This is a genomic window from Turicibacter bilis (assembly GCF_024499055.1).
Classification (GTDB): Bacteria; Bacillota_I; Bacilli_A; order MOL361; family Turicibacteraceae; genus Turicibacter; species Turicibacter bilis.
Map to the genome: position 1 here is coordinate 390714 of NZ_CP071249.1, position 15902 is coordinate 406615.

General features: G+C 35.3%; 12 protein-coding genes and 1 other annotated feature. Of the genes, 9 read left to right on the forward strand and 3 right to left on the reverse strand.

Annotated features, from left to right (window positions below):
- Positions 1 to 102 precede the first annotated feature (102 nt).
- Positions 103 to 1560: a cardiolipin synthase gene (cls, locus tag J0J69_RS01950; RefSeq protein WP_212725835.1), complete on the forward strand. Its 1458-nt coding sequence runs from the start codon at positions 103 to 105 to the stop codon at positions 1558 to 1560.
- 23 nt (positions 1561 to 1583) lie between these two features.
- Positions 1584 to 2594, forward strand: a complete 1011-nt coding sequence (locus J0J69_RS01955) for an aromatic acid exporter family protein (RefSeq protein ID WP_212725834.1) — start codon at positions 1584 to 1586, stop codon at positions 2592 to 2594.
- A gap of 26 nt (positions 2595 to 2620) precedes the next feature.
- Here the strand turns inward: J0J69_RS01955 and J0J69_RS01960 are convergent, their stop codons facing one another.
- Both J0J69_RS01960 and J0J69_RS01965 read right to left on the reverse strand, forming a co-directional pair.
- Entirely contained in the window at positions 2621 to 3769 is a 1149-nt protein-coding gene (locus J0J69_RS01960) for a DEAD/DEAH box helicase (protein WP_212725833.1), read from the reverse strand.
- 56 nt (positions 3770 to 3825) lie between these two features.
- The gene (locus tag J0J69_RS01965) at positions 3826 to 3978 is read right to left on the reverse strand and encodes a hypothetical protein (RefSeq protein WP_172676242.1); all 153 of its coding nucleotides are present in this window, start codon (positions 3976 to 3978) and stop codon (positions 3826 to 3828) included.
- 143 nt (positions 3979 to 4121) lie between these two features.
- On the opposite strand from J0J69_RS01965, the gene J0J69_RS01970 reads away from it, so the two are divergent.
- Entirely contained in the window at positions 4122 to 4403 is a 282-nt protein-coding gene (locus J0J69_RS01970) for a DUF503 domain-containing protein (protein ID WP_212725832.1), read from the forward strand.
- Between the two features lie 96 nt (positions 4404 to 4499).
- Entirely contained in the window at positions 4500 to 5645 is a 1146-nt protein-coding gene (locus J0J69_RS01975) for an AI-2E family transporter (RefSeq protein WP_212725831.1), read from the forward strand.
- Positions 5646 to 6036: 391 nt separating this feature from the next.
- Here the strand turns inward: J0J69_RS01975 and J0J69_RS01980 are convergent, their stop codons facing one another.
- The gene (locus tag J0J69_RS01980) at positions 6037 to 6186 is read right to left on the reverse strand and encodes a hypothetical protein (protein ID WP_162492327.1); all 150 of its coding nucleotides are present in this window, start codon (positions 6184 to 6186) and stop codon (positions 6037 to 6039) included.
- Positions 6187 to 6424: 238 nt separating this feature from the next.
- Between J0J69_RS01980 and J0J69_RS01985 the strand changes: the two genes are divergently transcribed.
- From J0J69_RS01985 to pulA, 5 genes are all read left to right on the forward strand, one after another.
- Entirely contained in the window at positions 6425 to 7777 is a 1353-nt protein-coding gene (locus J0J69_RS01985) for an MATE family efflux transporter (RefSeq protein WP_055304182.1), read from the forward strand.
- Positions 7778 to 7840: 63 nt separating this feature from the next.
- Positions 7841 to 8074: a binding site (T-box leader), on the forward strand.
- A gap of 45 nt (positions 8075 to 8119) precedes the next feature.
- On the forward strand, positions 8120 to 8599 hold the full coding sequence (locus J0J69_RS01990; protein WP_055244170.1) for an Lrp/AsnC family transcriptional regulator: 480 nt from the start codon (positions 8120 to 8122) through the stop codon (positions 8597 to 8599).
- A complete protein-coding gene (locus tag J0J69_RS01995) occupies positions 8596 to 9765 on the forward strand; it encodes an aminotransferase class I/II-fold pyridoxal phosphate-dependent enzyme (protein ID WP_055275759.1) in 1170 nt (389 codons plus the stop codon). Before J0J69_RS01990 ends, J0J69_RS01995 begins: the two co-directional genes overlap by 4 nt.
- Positions 9766 to 10250: 485 nt before the next feature.
- On the forward strand, positions 10251 to 11426 hold the full coding sequence (locus J0J69_RS02000; protein WP_212725830.1) for an alpha/beta hydrolase: 1176 nt from the start codon (positions 10251 to 10253) through the stop codon (positions 11424 to 11426).
- A 164-nt stretch (positions 11427 to 11590) separates the two neighbouring features.
- Positions 11591 to 15877: a type I pullulanase gene (gene pulA, locus J0J69_RS02005; protein ID WP_212725829.1), complete on the forward strand. Its 4287-nt coding sequence runs from the start codon at positions 11591 to 11593 to the stop codon at positions 15875 to 15877.
- Positions 15878 to 15902 lie beyond the last annotated feature (25 nt).

The window sequence follows — 15902 nt, forward strand, 5'->3', positions numbered from 1 at the left end:
AGCTTATGTTTTTTCATGAATCATGATAAAATCACGCAAAGGAAGGAAAATGCTCATCTTTTGAGATTGGATACGAAGAGGTGAGGGATTGGAGGTTTGTTCATGATTGCTTGGATTATTGCGTTATCACTTATGGTGATACAAGTTCTTAACTTATGTACGATTTTAGTTATGATTTTTCGTCGAAGAGATGAACCTATTTATATTATTGCATGGACAATGATTATGACGTTTATTCCGTTTATCGGTTTCTTATTGTACCTTTTATTTGGACATGGACCGATTATTAAAGAAAAGCGAACATTTTTAGATGCGATAGAAGAACAATACTATCAACAAGCCGTTGATTCACAACTTGAAATGATGGATTCGGTGTCAACAATACAATCATCCTATATGTCTTTAATAAAATTTAACTTAAATTATAATCGTAGCATTTTAACACGCCGTAATACGCTAGAGTATTTTAGTGATGCGAATGATAAATATGAACGTTTACTATCCGATATTGAACAGGCGCAGGATACGATTAACGTCCTGTATTTTATTATTCGTGGTGATGAAAGTGGAAAAGCTTTAATTAAGGCTTTAGCTAAAAAAGCTCGTGAAGGTGTTAAAGTTCGCTTAGTTTATGATGATGGAGGAAGTTTTATGACACCTTCATCAGTTTTTAAACCTTTAAAGGAAGCTGGAGGAATTGTTGTCAAACATTATCCCGCTAAATTTAAGATCTTTACATTAAATTGGAATTATCGAAATCATCGAAAAATTGTCGTGATTGATGGAACCATTGCCTATTTAGGAGGAATGAATATTGGTGATGAATATTTATCGAAAAATCCTAAATTTACGCCTTGGCGTGATGCGCATCTGCGAGTCAAAGGGGGAATTGTCCAATTGTTACAGCTGCGCTTTTTTAAAGATTATGCGGCTGTCATTGAAGATATCTCTGATTTAAATGAGGTAGAATCAAATATTGAGCGTTATTTCCGCTCGGTTTCATTGGATGAAGATGAGACGTTTATGCAACTGGTTTGTGATGGGCCTGACCAAAAAACAGATCATATGCGTGCTGCCTATATTAAATTAATTATGACGGCAAAAAAAAGTATCTGGATTCAATCACCTTATTTTATTCCAGATAGTGAATTTTTACATGTTTTAAAAATAGCTGCCCATTCAGGAATTGATGTTAAAATTATGATTCCCGTGATTCCGGATAATCATTTTGTTCATCGAACGACAACATCGTATATCAAAGAGTTACTCGAAGCGGGAATTGAGGTATACTTTTACGAAGGATTCTTACATTCGAAAATTATTATCATTGATCAAGAAATGGCAACGGTAGGTTCAGTTAATATGGACGTTCGTAGTTTTAGTATTAATTTTGAATTAGCTGCTTTTATTTATAATGATACGATGGCTAAACAATTAGTGGAGCAGTTTAAATTAGATCAAAAAGATTGTCGTCGCTTAGACTTTGAATACGAAAAAAGTAAATCATGGTTTATGAAAGCAGAAGAATCTGTTTATCGACTACTTTCAATGTTAATGTAAGAGAGAAAAAAAGGAGATAAAAAATGAAACATAAATTAGGTATGCGTACGATTAAAACGGCAATTGGTGCGACCATTGCAATTTTAATGGCCCAGTCATTAGGGTTAAAATACGCCTTATCAGCAGGGATTATTACCGTCTTAAGTGTTCAAAATACCAAGAAAAAATCATTAGAAATTGCTCTTTTACGATTAAATTCGACGCTGCTTGCGTTAGGAATTAGTTGTATTTTATTTTTGTTAGTAGGGTTTCATCCAGTTGCCTTTGGTATCTACTTATTAATTTTTATTCCAATAGCTGCTCATTTTAAATTAAGCGATGGGATTGTTGTGAGTTCGGTTTTAGTTACCCATTTACTAGGTGAGGGGTATGTTAATTTGTCGCTCTTAATCAATGAATTGATGCTGATGTTCATTGGAGCAGGAATCGCCTTAATTTTTAACTTATATATGCCAAAAATGATACATCAAATTAAGAAGGATCAAGATGACATTGAGGAACATTTACGTACTGTTTTATTTTGTTTAGCGAATACGACGAGAAGTCAATCGGTGTCAATTGACGAAGAAGCTTTATTTTTATCATTAGCCAATCGTTTAGAAGTAGCACGGCTTCGCGCAGAACAAAATCGTCAAAATTACTTATTTGATGAGATGACGTATTACGCACAGTATATGGAGATGCGCACGATGCAATATCACGTCTTAACGAATATGCGACAAACGCTTGGAAAAGTAGTCATGACACTTGAACAGTCAATCATGCTAGCTGATTTAACTGAACATATAGCAATGAGTTTACATGAATTCAATACAGCAGATGACTTGATTAAAAAGACAAAAGCAGTCTTAACGAGTTGTCGAAATCAAGAGTTACCAAAAACTCGTGAAGAGTTTGAAAATCGTGCGATGCTATTTCAATATTTGAATGATGTGATGCATTTGCTTGAAATTAAACGCCAATTTATTGCGAATTTAACAGATGAACAAGTTCGAAAATTTAATCCGTATGCGCTTGAAGAAGCTATCAATTAAAAAAGATGACGCCAAGGTCATCTTTTTTAATTTGAAGCAGCTGAAATAAACTTTCCATGGCTTACTTTCATTTCTTCAAAATGAATCTTAAATTTCTTTTGATATTTTTTTAACGTACTTAAATCTTTATCTGTTACGATACAAATTGATTTACCTGAGGCGTGTCCGCGAGCTGTACGTCCAGCACGATGTAAATATTCATTTGGATTTGATGGACAATCTAAATGAATGATATGTGTCACTTCAGGAATATCTAGACCACGAGCGGTTAAATCTGATGAAATTAATAATTTAATTTTTCCACTACGGAAGGCATCTAAGGCGCGTTTGCGTTCTTCTTTCTTAATGTTTCCACGCATCATAAATGTTTCTTTTTGGTGATAATTTAATTTTTCTGCAATTTCTTGCATTGAATCATTTTGATTAACAAAGATTAAAGCACGTTGTGGTTCTTCAGCGACAATTAATTTACGTAGTAATTCAAATTTATCACGTCGATCACCTTTTAAGTAGAAGTGCTCAATATTAGGATTCATTTCTACTGTCTCAGCTGTTTTTAAAACCACCGGCTCTTTCATCAATGATTTGGCTAATTCTAAAGTATTATCACTAATTGAAGCAGAGAATAGACATAATTGTCGATCGCGTAATGTTGTTTTAATGATATCTTGAATCGTTTTCGTATTCGTATTATCTAATAAGCTGTCCGCTTCATCTAAGACAATTGTTTTAATCGTATGGGCTGTAATTTTTTTCTTTTTGATTAATTCAAGAATACGTCCTGCTGAACCGACGATGAAGTGAGGTTTTTCTTTAAGCTTTTTAATTTGTTTTTCAATGTTTGCTCCCCCAATAATTGTCGTTGATGTGACGGGTTCACCTGAATTAGCAGCTAGTAATTTAATCTGAGCATCAATTTGCATGACTAATTCGTGAGTGGGAGCTAAAATTAAAACTTGCATTTCACGTTTACTACTATCAATCAGTTGGAAAAGTGGCGTGACAAAAGCTAATGTTTTCCCACTTCCCGTATGTGATTGTGCAATCACATCTTGACGTGATAAAATAACGGGAATAGCTTCCGCTTGAATCGTTGTCGGTGTTGTAATGTTTTGTTTGGCTAAACCTTCAATTAATGAAGGACTTAGATTAAGAGTTTCAAATGATAAAGACATAGTCATCCTCCTTTTATCGTGTCATTTGACGGTTGGCTTAAAAAGGTTGGCTCGTCTTATTTATCGAATAATCCGCCACCTTTATGTTGTTTAATGCGTTTACGTGCTTCACCAATTTGTTTGTCAGGGCGTTTTAATTTATCTTGTTGTTTCGTTTTTTGACGTTTTTCTTCAATGATTTTTTTCATTAAATCCATATTTGTTGCCATAATTTGTTCTCCTACACATAAAATAATGATGTTAAAATTTTATTAACTCTCTTATTTTATAATATTTAAGACGTTTTATCTATTCTTCATGATAGATTTGTCGAAAAAAGTAAAGGTAATTTCAAGAATGTGAGGTATTTTTAATGAAAATTGGTTGTTTAGAAATTAAATTAGGTGCACCTTGGGTCCATAGTTTAAAGGAAAAGCGAATGATTGTAAGAAGTTTAGTGGCTAAAATTCGAAATACGTTCAATGTTTCGGTTCATGAAATCGATGATCATGATGTTCATCAACAGATTGTTTTAGGCATTACGACCGGTTCGAATTCAACGGCACAGCTTCAATCTGTTTTGGATCAGGTCGTTAACTTTATTGAATCGAATTATGAGGTAAGTATCGATGAAATACAAATTGATATTTTATAATGTAGAATAAAGGTAGAATTTTAATAGCTTAAATTGTAAACTTTAGTATGAAATAGTATAATTTGTTATATTATGTTGTACTAAAGGAAGTGCTGTATGAATCGAATGAATAACATCTCTCTCTCTTTTTTTAAGGGATTATTGTTTGTTGGAATGGCTTATATTTTGATTAAAGTCATTGATCATTATGAAGTTTTATTTAATGGGATCAATGGAATGTTGGCAACCATTTGGCCCTTTTTGCTTGCCTTTGTTTTGGCTTATGTTTTTAATCCCATCATTGTGTTTTTAGAAAAGAAGTTTAAGTGTCAGCGAACAGTAAGTATTGCGATGACGTATATCGGCTTATTGCTTTTTTGCTATCTTGGCGCGAGTTTTTTATTTCCAGTTATCTATCAAAGTTCAAAAGATTTAGTTTCACAAATTCCTGTCTATGCGAGTGAGATTCAGAGTTGGCTAACTAACTGGACAAGTCAGTTTAAACAGATAGATGTTGGTGATTTAGCTGCGATTCAGGATCAAATCTTAAGAATTATTCCGAAATTAACGGATGTTTTAACGAACTTCTTAACGTCTGTTATTGGGGCAACATATCATGCGCTCATGGGGACAAGTAACGTTTTATTAGCATTTATTATTAGTATTTATGTGTTGCTTGAAAAAGAAAAGTTTAGTTCAATCACAAGAAAATTAGTTGGTATTATCTGTCGACCTAAGCTAGCGACGCATGTTTTTCATATGGCTCACTTATTTCATTCAAACATTGGTAAGTATTTAATAGGGAAATCGATTGATTCTTTATTTGTTGGGATTTGTGCGGTGGTTGGTTTATCTTTAATGGGAGCCAAATATGCGCTGTTACTCGGTGTTATTTTTGGAATTACGAATATGATTCCTTTTATTGGACCTATTTTCGGGACATTGATTGCGGTTGGAATTAACTTTTTTTATAGTCCTTTCGTGGCTTTAATGATACTCGTCTTTTTGTTAATTGTTCAACAGGTAGAAACTTTAATTATTGACCCTAAAGTTGTCGGACAAAAGATGGGACTTAACCCCTTTCTTACGCTATTAGCTGTGACGATCGGTGGAAAATTTATGGGAATCATCGGAATGATTTTAGGTGTACCCATCATGGGGGTGATTAAGCTTTATTTCACTCAATTTATTAATCAAGAGTATGAGAAGTTATATCTGTCCCCTCAAAAACAAAAAGAGGAATCGCTTGAAGAAGCAGTATAAATTCCTGCTTCTTTGATAATTCCTTCAGAGAATACCAGTAGTAGGTTAAATGCATAACTTTTAGTAACTGATGACTAGTCTAGAAGTTATGCGTTTTTAATAAACAAAAACAATATAATTATATAATAAAAAATTTAGATAATTCTCTAATAGTGTTGGGATTCAATTAATTAGAAAATGAAGAAGAGATGAAGCACTAATGATTTTTAGAGGTAAGGACAATAGGCAAATAGTCGTTAGAAATGATCAACGATGTCATTGAGTCACTAGTATTCTGATGATTAAGGATGAAAGAGGCTTCGATTTTTCTGTATTTAAAGTGAAAAAAAGCGATAGACCCATTGAATGTCTATCGCTTTTTTAACTTTAAGATGTAACAGAGGCGAATGATTTAACCTAAAATACCTGCTTTACGTCGTTTACTTTTTCCTTTTTGTCCTTTGACCATTTCACGACTTGGCAATAATTGTGCCTTTTGATTGGCTGTCGCTTGTTTTTTTTGTTCTAATAATGCTTTAATCGATTGTTTGGTTTGACTCATCATAGATGCTCCTTTCTAACATGTTTTACCTTCATTCTATCTAAAAATGATGTTTTTGACTAGTCTTCTTCATGAAAAAGACTTGATTCTTTCATGAAAATTAGATATAATGTGATGGATATTGTAAAAAAATAGATATTTTACTATAAGTGTTGAACCCCCACTTTGAACAAACTTCAAATTGGGGGTTTTTGTATGCAATTTTTAAGAAAATCAGTATGTTAGAAAGAGGGATTTTATGACAGAAAATAAACGATTTTATAAGCGATTGTTAATTCTAACGTTACCGATCGTCATTCAAAACTTAATTACAACCTCATTAAATATGTTAGATACCTTAATGATTGGTAATCTTGGTGAAGTCCAATTAGCTGCTGTTGGAGTTGCCAATCAATTTTATTTTTTATATAGTTTACTTGTGATGGGAATAGGTGCCGGGTGTTCCATTTTAATTGCCCAATTATGGGGGAAAAAAGATGAAGAGAAAATACATTCGGTTCTAAAACTTGGTTTAATCGGAGCCATTGGCTTTGCACTTGTTTTTATGATAATTGGCTTCTTTGCTTCAGAGACGATTATTGGATTATTTAATTCAGATACGGAGGTTATTCGTCTAGGAAGTGACTACTTACGTATTTCTATTTTTAGTTATTTTGTCTCAGCCTTGTCGTTTGTTTACGCCGGGGCGTTACGAAGTATTGGAAATAGTGCTTTACCCATGTGGGGGAGTTTAGTTGGGTTAGTGATTAATGGTGTCTTAAATGCTATTTTAATTTTTGGTTTATTAGGGGCTCCTGCCTTAGGTGTTTCTGGAGCGGCGATTGCAACATTAATTGCACGTATTGTTGAATGTTTAATTATTTTAACGGTCGTTACGTTAAAAGTTAAGCCGCTTCGTTTGTCATCTAAAGATTTTAAACACATTGAAATACCGATGGTGAAACTTCTTTATCAAACAGCTTTACCAGTTGTTTTAAATGAAGCTTGCTGGGGGCTGGCGAATATTACCTACACGATGATTTATGGTCATATTGGAGTGAATGCTATTGCCACGACGCAAATTACATCAACGATCATCAACTTATTTACCATTGTCATCTTTGGAATGGCACATGCCTCAGTCGTTATCATTGGGAATGAAATTGGAGCTAATCGTGAGGAAGAAGGAATTACCTATGCGAAAAAAATTATTCGTTTAGCTGTGGTGGTTGGAATTATTATGGCGATTACTTTAGCCGTGTTAGCTCCGTTCATTGTTCAAGTGTATAATGTGTCTGAAATGGTTCGTAACGATGCGATGAAGATTCTAATGATTTATGCTATTTTTATGTTACCGCGTGTTTATAACGGGGTTCAAATCGTCGGAATTTTACGCGGAGGGGGCGATGCTAAGTATGGTTCGATTGCTCAAGGATTATCGATGTGGCTAGTCGGAATTCCACTTGCTTTCATTGCAGCCTATGTGTTTAAATGGTCCATTTCTTCAGTAATTTTTTTATCGACATTTGAAGAAGTCTTACGTTTCTTTATTTTACGACGTCGTTTTAAATCAAATAAATGGATTAATAATATGGTTAAAGATATGGCTTAAAAACGTATTATTACAAAAATAGCTTGTCAGAGACACAATTTCCCGTTATAATAGTAAAAAATAGCAAAGATAACGAGAAGAAAGAGTAAATTTAGACGAACTTTTTAGAGAGCTGATGAGGGTGGAAATTCAGTAAGGATCGTTAAATTGAAGCAGTCTTTGAATCGCGCACTGAGAAATAAGAGAACTCTTAATGTAGGTGTAGCCGTTAACTCACGTTACGAGTTTCGAGTGGGTCAGATCACTATGATGTGGCTTATGAGGGTGGTACCGCGAAGCTAAACCTTCGTCCCTTTTGGGATGAAGGTTTTTTTTATTATTTGATACAGGAGGTTTAAATAAATGGAAGAAATCTTAGAGATTTTAGAAAAAAATAGTCGTTATACAGATGAAGAAATTGCAGTCATGGCTGGAAAAACTGTTGAAGAAGTTCGTGAAGCGATTCGTGACTATGAAGAGCGTAGCATCATCGCCGGATATACGACCTTAATCAATTGGGAAAATACAGGGAAAGAAACCGTGACGGCATTAATTGAAGTAAAAGTGACCCCACAACGCGGAGAAGGATTTGATAAAGTCGCAGAGCGTATTTATAATTTTGAACAAGTTCGTGCGTGTTATTTAATGTCTGGTGGATTTGATCTAACAGTCATTGTAGAAGGTAAAACGATGAAAGAAGTGGCGATGTTTGTTTCGGAGAAATTAGCTGTTCAAGAATACGTCTTAAGCTGTTCGACACACTTTGTCTTGAAAAAATATAAAGATCATGGAACGATCTTTAAGGAAAAAGAATTTGATGATCGAGAGGTAATCTTCTTATGATGCTAGAAAATATGATTTTAGAAAATGTAAAAAATATGCCCCCATCAGGGATTCGTAAATATTTTGATATGGTTCATGAAATGGAAGGGGTTATCTCACTTGGTGTTGGTGAACCAGACTTTGTAACCCCATGGAATGTTCGTGAAGCGGGAATTTATTCACTTGAAAAAGGGCATACCCATTACTCATCAAATGCTGGTTTTTTAGAGTTGCGTTATGAAATTTCACGCTATTTGTATCGCCGTTTTAATCTATCTTATCATCCAGAAAATGAAATTTTAGTGACTGTCGGTGGAAGTGAAGGGATTGATTTAGCATTACGTGCCTTAGTTGGACCGGGTGATGAGGTTATTATTCCTGAACCAAGTTTTGTTGCTTACAAAGGTTGTACAACTTTTACAGGAGCGACGCCGAAGGTGATTGAATTAAAAGCCGAAAATGAGTTTAAATTAACAAAAGAGGAATTATTAGAAGCGATTACTCCAAAAACAAAAGTTTTAATTATGCCATTCCCCAATAACCCAACAGGGGCGATTATGACAAAGGAAGAGCTTCAAGAAATTGTCGATGTCTTAAAAGATAAAGAAATTATTATTATTTCAGATGAAATTTATGCCGAACTAACTTATCAGACGCAACATGTTTCAATTGCAAGTTTCCCTGAAGTAAAAGATCAAACTCTTGTTATTAATGGTTTTTCAAAAGCTTATGCGATGACAGGATGGCGTTTAGGTTACGTGTGTGGACATCCAATTTTAATTAATGCTATGAAAAAAATTCACCAATATGCTATCATGTGTTCACCTACGACATCGCAATATGCTGCGATTGAAGCGATGAAAAATGGAGATACTAGTGTCGAGATGATGGTTAAGGAATATAATCAACGTCGTCGTGTGTTAGTCGATGGATTTAGAAAACTTGGTCTAGACTGCTTTGAACCACTTGGAGCGTTTTATGTCTTCCCTTGTATCAAGTCAACCGGCCTATCTTCTGATGAGTTTTGTGAGAAGCTACTATTAAGTGAGAAAGTACTAACTGTACCAGGAAATGCGTTTGGTGACTGTGGAGAAGGGTATATTCGTGCGTGCTACGCTTCATCAATGGAAAATATTAAAGAAGCGCTAGCGCGTATTGAGCATTTTTTAACAACATTATCAAAATAGAAAAAAAGGTGAAAGTTTGAAGCATCAAGATGAATGAGCAATAAAACCCGTGACAAGATTACTTATTCAATATTCTGTTCCTGCCATCATTGGGATGATGGTTAATGCCCTTTATAATGTGGTGAATCGAATGTTTATCGGGAATATCTAGGGGGAGGGTCCACTTGCTATTACAGGAGTTGGGATGACTATGCCAATTTCTACAATTATCCTAGCATGTGGCATGTTGGTTGGAATCGGAACAACGGCTAATATTTGGACTAAATGGGGTGTGGCTCGCACAACCAATCTCTGATATATTAGCGATTGTCATTACTTTGATTTGTCTTTTACGAGAATTTAAAAACTTAAAACAAAAAGAATTGGATTGCTCAAAGATAAACGACTAAAAAGGAAGCCGTCATTAAATAAAATGACGGCTTTTATCATATTTGAAGGACGTGACTCATAGTTTTGAAAGAGACTCATCAAAAGGAGAGAGAAGATTGAAAGAAGTCGTATTAAAAATGATGATTCGATGCTTAATATCGATCGGCTTAATGATTTTCCTTATTAGTGGTGGTTTCTTTGTCATGCGTCAACTCTTTAGACAGTCTATTTTATCATCAGCGAATGAGTTAAATCACACTGGTGGAATCAGTGAAGTACGAGAAGTGCTACTAGGTGATATGTTACAATATATCGCTATTGAGGGAGAGAACATGGATAATCCGGTTTGCTTATTTTTACATGGGGGCCCAGGTTTATCTTTGCCTTATGGAATCAGTAGTCGGCATCAGTTGGAAACGATTAGCTCACATTGTACGGTTGTTTATTGGGATCAACGAGGCGCCGGAAAAACTTATAGTACCAATCCCTCAGACGTGTCTTTTACTTATGAACAAGTAGAGGCAGATGCTAAAGAGTTAATTACCTATTTAAGACGTGAGTTTGAGGTAGATCAAATCTATTTAATCGGATATTCATGGGGGAGTGTTTTAGGTATGCGACTTGTCCATGAAATTCCGGAGCAGTTATATGCTTATTTTGGCTTATCTCAAGTTGTTCATCCCCTTCAATCTGAACAAGTATTATATGATTGGCTCTTAGATGAATTTGAATCAACAGGTCATCATCAACTTGTTTCATCGTTAAAGCAATTGGGTCAGCCACCTTATGAACAAGCAAGTAGTCAAGAAAGGTTTCAGCAAATTCTAAACCAAAGTAATGCGTATGTTAAATGGCGGGAGGGATTACCAAATGTTAATGTTTTAAATTGGATGGGTCAAGTTTTAGCTTGTCCTGATTTAACGTTGAAGGAAGCGTATGATACATTAATTGGAGCCTCCCATCAAACCTTACAGCAGAGTCAATATTGGTCCCAGTTGCAAGCGGTCAATTTATTTGAGGAAATAAAAGAAGTGAAAATTCCTATCTATTTTGCTACAGGTGTTGATGATTATATTTGTTCGGTCTCATTATTACAGTCTTGGGTTGAACAATTACAAGCTCCTAAAAAAGAGGTGCTTATTTTAGATAACTCCGCTCATTATTTTTCAAATGAAGATGAAAGTATAATCTATCAGTGGATGAAGGACCTCATTGCAAAGAAGTTTCCACAAGCAGAAGAAGCACCAGACGAAACAACGGTAGGAGACATCTTCTCAAATTTATTACAATAAGAGCAAATGAATCTTATGGGTCATTTAGCTCTTTTTTATGTTGTAATGTCTAAATGTATAATAGGTTACCGGTTACATAAGAGATAAACAAAAAAAGGAGGAAAAACGACACGGTGAAAGCGCTATAAAAATAATGAAATTGATAAAGGGGAGGGCTTAAAATAATGAACGTCATCAAAAAATGGAGGAAGACGATTTCATGGCTATTAATTGTTGCTTTGCTCATTGGGAATTTCTCATCGGCATGGCCAGTGATTCAGGCAACAGAGATTGATCAGCTAGAGCGGCTAGAGGAAGTAGAGCAGGGTTCAGCTTGGCTTGAAAATGAACTCATTAATTCAGTAACAGATACTAATCAAGAACAAACCTATACGTTAACACTTCATTATAATCGAGGCAAGGCTGATTATGAGGGGTGGGATTTATGGTTATGGGAAGATGGGGTCGAAGGACATGCAGTTGAAGCGAGTGGACAGGATGAGTTTGGTCTTTTATTTGAATTAGAGTTAACACCAGATAAACAGTATTATTATATTCTTCGTAAAAGTGATTGGTCAGAAAAAAATCACAATGATGATCAAAGTATTAAAATTACGCAACCGACTGAAATTTGGATTACCCAAGGACAAGATGGATATGACAATGAAAGACCGGATTTGAGTGCTCCGGATGAAACCCCACTTGATCTAGTCATTCATTATGAGCGTGAAAATCAAGACTATGAGGACTTTAAGCTTTATACGTGGGGAGCAGGCGAAACATTTAAAACGTTTGAGCATCAAGATGATTATGGGACAAATAAATTAATCTCATTTGACAGTTTACAAGATGTGAAAAATTTTGGATTTATTCTCTATGAAGATGTTGAAGGTTCATCGTGGTATGAGCATAAAGATGGGGGAGATAAAAAAGATCTTGACTTGAATCAATTACAACTTGTATCAAATGTGGATAAATATGTGGCCCATATTTACGTTAAACAAGGGGCAGATACGATTCACTATTCTAACCCTAACAAAGAAGTCGGAACATATTCAACGGTGACGATTCATTATAATCGAGAAAATCAAGATTATGATAATTGGGATATTTGGTTATGGGATACAGGTTCAGAATTTGTAGACTCACAACCATTTGAGTATGAAGATGAATTTGGCCGAGTAGCTGAATTTAAAGTGAAAACTGGAAATACTTTTGGGTACATTATTCGTAAAAATGATTGGTCAGAAAAAAATCATTCAGATGATCAAAAATTGCTTGTTTTAGGAGATACTGAAATTTGGGTTTCTCAAGGACAAAATGGATTTAATGCGATAGGACCAAGTGAAGGGCGTGTTGAACTTCCAGAAGATGAGTTTGAAGATTACATTTCAGATGAAGAAGCAGAGTTACAAGTGTTTGTTCATTATTATCGCTATGCTGAAGATTATAAAAACTGGAATGTTTGGGCATGGGGGGATGAAGCAGAAGGAGCCGGCTATCCATTTACAAGTTTTGATGAGTATGGGAAGGTAGCAAAAATTAATTTAAAAGATATTGGTTCAATGACCCAACTTGGTTTCATTGTTCGTAAGGGTGAATGGTCAGCTAAAGATATCGATAAAGACCGTTTGATTGATTTAACTAAGGCAAGTGAGGTTGATGGTAAAAAACAACTTCATGTGTATTTATTGCAAGGAGAAGAAATGGTGTATTACACAGATGAGGTTGATAAATCACCCGCACTGAGTGGTGTTACATTTACTGATATGAATACCTTAAAAGCAACAGCACCTATTTTATTTGAAGATGCAGAAGGGGTCACAGTGACAAATGAAGCAGGTGAAGCATTGAGCATTCAATCAGTTGAATTGTCAAAAGATAAAGCCTGGTTAGACATCACATTAGAAGAAGAAATTGAAATTGGAGAGAATTATTACCTTGCGAAAGACGGATTTAGAGATAAAACTGTGATTGGTTATTATGGACTTTTTGACTCAGAAGTATTTGAAGCGTTATATACATATGAAGGCGATGATTTAGGTGCCACTTATTCAAAAGAAAAAACAACCTTCAAAGTATGGGCTCCAACAGCCAAAGAGGTCAGCTTAAAACTGTATGAAACAGGTCATGAAGACGACTTCATTCAAGAAGTGACGATGACAAAAGGTGAAAAAGGTGTTTGGGAAGTGACTGTAAAAGGTGACTGGCACAAAACTTATTACACGTATAAAGTAACCGTTGGAACAAATACAGAAGAGGCTGTTGATCCATATGCACGAGCAGTAGGTGTGAATGGGAAACGTGCGATGGTGGTCGATTTAGAACAAACTAATCCGGATTCATGGGAAAAGGATTCTAATCCAGAATTTAGCGGAAACATAACAGATGCTATTATTTATGAGCTTCATTTACGTGATTTATCGAGTGCTAGCAATTCTGGAATTGAGAATGTTGGTAAGTACTTACAATTAACGGAATCGGGAACTGTAAATGATCAAGGATTATCAACGGGACTTGACCATATTAAAGAGATGGGAATTACTCATTTACATTTACTTCCATCCTTTGATCATCGTTCAATTAATGAGGAAAATCTAGATCAACCACAATTCAACTGGGGTTATGATCCTCAACATTACAATGTGCCAGAAGGTTCTTATTCATCTGATCCATACAATGGGGAAGTTCGAATCAATGAGTTCAAACAGATGGTTCAATCTTTACATGAAAATGGTATCCGTGTTGTCATGGATGTCGTGTATAACCATACAGGGGCCACAGCTGATTCAGATTTTAATAAAATTGTACCAGGGTATTATTATCGTCAAAATGAAGATGGAAGCTTTTCAAATGGCTCAGGGTGTGGAAATGAAACAGCTTCGGAACGCGCCATGATGAGAAAATTCATGATTGATTCTGTGAAGTACTGGGCCACAGAGTATAACATTAATGGATTCCGTTTTGATTTAATGGCTCTACATGATGTTGAGACAATGAATGCGATTGAAGAAGCTCTTCATGAGATTGATCCAAGTATTATTATTTATGGAGAAGGATGGACGGGTGGAGGATCACCACTTCCAGATGAAGAAGCTGCTTATAAAGGAAATGCAAAACAAATGCCTAATATTGCCTTCTTTAATGACGATATCCGTGATGCGGTGAAAGGAAATGTCGGAAACGATTGGGAAGCGGGATATATTAATGGAGATACATCTGATTATTTCTACAATCGTTTGAAATTTGGAATTGTTGGTTCATCATACCATGATCAAGTCACAGGATGGACCTTCTGGGCAGAAAATCCGAGTCAGTCGATTTCCTATGTATCTGCTCATGATAATAATACGCTGTATGATAAATTACTGGGAGTCGAAAGAAAAGCAAATGGCGATACGTCGATAGAGTATTTAAAACAACTTCAAAAACAGGCCAACGCGATTGTCTTAACTGGGCAAGGGGTTCCGTTTTTACATGCGGGTGTTGAAATGCTTCGTTCTAAAAATGGAAATCATAACAGCTACAATGCGTCGGATGAAGTGAATCAAATCAATTGGGACTTAAAAACAGAACATTTAGATGTGGTTAAATATTATGAAGGATTAATTCAGTTACGTAAAGCAAATCCTGCCTTTAGAATGATGACCTCAGATGAAGTGGTTGCCAATCTGCGTTTTGATGATGAGGTACCAACAGGTGTTGTTTCATTTAATATTACAGATGAATCGGCTGAGAAGCTGGTTTCAAATACAGCTGTCATCCATAACGTGACAGATGAAGAGCAAATCATTACACTTGCTAAAGAAGGAACATGGAGTTTGGTGGTCAATGGTGAGGAGGCAGGACTTAAGCCATTAGATGTGATTGAAGGAAATCAAGTAACGGTTGAGCCACATGCAACGTATGTGTTATTACTTGACTATGACTATAAAGAAGAGTCATCAACACCAGAAGAACCATCTAATCCGGGAACACCAATTAATCCAGAGACACCTGAAACACCTGAACATCCATCTCAACCAGAAAAACCAACGTATACAGTTCCAGACGTATTAAAAGACATCTTAAATGTTGATTTTATTTCATTTATTGAAGGAGATGGAAGCTACGGTGCACCATTAGTGATTAAGATTCAAAAAGGAACACAACTGAACGCATTAAAAGAACTTTTTGAAGCGTTTAATGATTATCAAGTTAAGGTTTCAAGGGTTGCACGTTCAGTTGCTACTTATTCTGTGACGTTAACAAAGGGAACTGAAAATTATTATTTAATTCTTCAGGTCAATCCATCGGATACTGACTTAATTCACTATTTAGAGACTTATCGAGTTCAAGAGGAACAGATAGACACTTCAAAACATCCAACTACGGGTTATGGTGATTTAGGGCTATCATTAAGCTTGGGTATTTGCTTAATTGTTGTTGGAATGTGGATTCATCATCATAGAAAGATAAAAACATCAAAATAACGATAAAAGCGATGATTCATCAAGA

Excerpts from the sequence above, each read along its gene's own strand:
- J0J69_RS01965 (WP_172676242.1), bottom strand. The coding sequence starts at position 3,978 with ATGGCAACAAATATGGATTTAATGAAAAAAATCATTGAAGAAAAACGT.
- J0J69_RS01985 (WP_055304182.1), top strand. The coding sequence starts at position 6,425 with ATGACAGAAAATAAACGATTTTATAAGCGATTGTTAATTCTAACGTTA.
- J0J69_RS01995 (WP_055275759.1), top strand. The coding sequence starts at position 8,596 with ATGATGCTAGAAAATATGATTTTAGAAAATGTAAAAAATATGCCCCCA.
- J0J69_RS01980 (WP_162492327.1), bottom strand. The coding sequence starts at position 6,186 with ATGAGTCAAACCAAACAATCGATTAAAGCATTATTAGAACAAAAAAAA.
- J0J69_RS01975 (WP_212725831.1), top strand. The coding sequence starts at position 4,500 with ATGAATCGAATGAATAACATCTCTCTCTCTTTTTTTAAGGGATTATTG.
- J0J69_RS01970 (WP_212725832.1), top strand. The coding sequence starts at position 4,122 with ATGAAAATTGGTTGTTTAGAAATTAAATTAGGTGCACCTTGGGTCCAT.
- J0J69_RS01960 (WP_212725833.1), bottom strand. The coding sequence starts at position 3,769 with ATGTCTTTATCATTTGAAACTCTTAATCTAAGTCCTTCATTAATTGAA.
- pulA (WP_212725829.1), top strand. The coding sequence starts at position 11,591 with ATGAACGTCATCAAAAAATGGAGGAAGACGATTTCATGGCTATTAATT.
- cls (WP_212725835.1), top strand. The coding sequence starts at position 103 with ATGATTGCTTGGATTATTGCGTTATCACTTATGGTGATACAAGTTCTT.
- J0J69_RS01955 (WP_212725834.1), top strand. The coding sequence starts at position 1,584 with ATGAAACATAAATTAGGTATGCGTACGATTAAAACGGCAATTGGTGCG.
- J0J69_RS01990 (WP_055244170.1), top strand. The coding sequence starts at position 8,120 with ATGGAAGAAATCTTAGAGATTTTAGAAAAAAATAGTCGTTATACAGAT.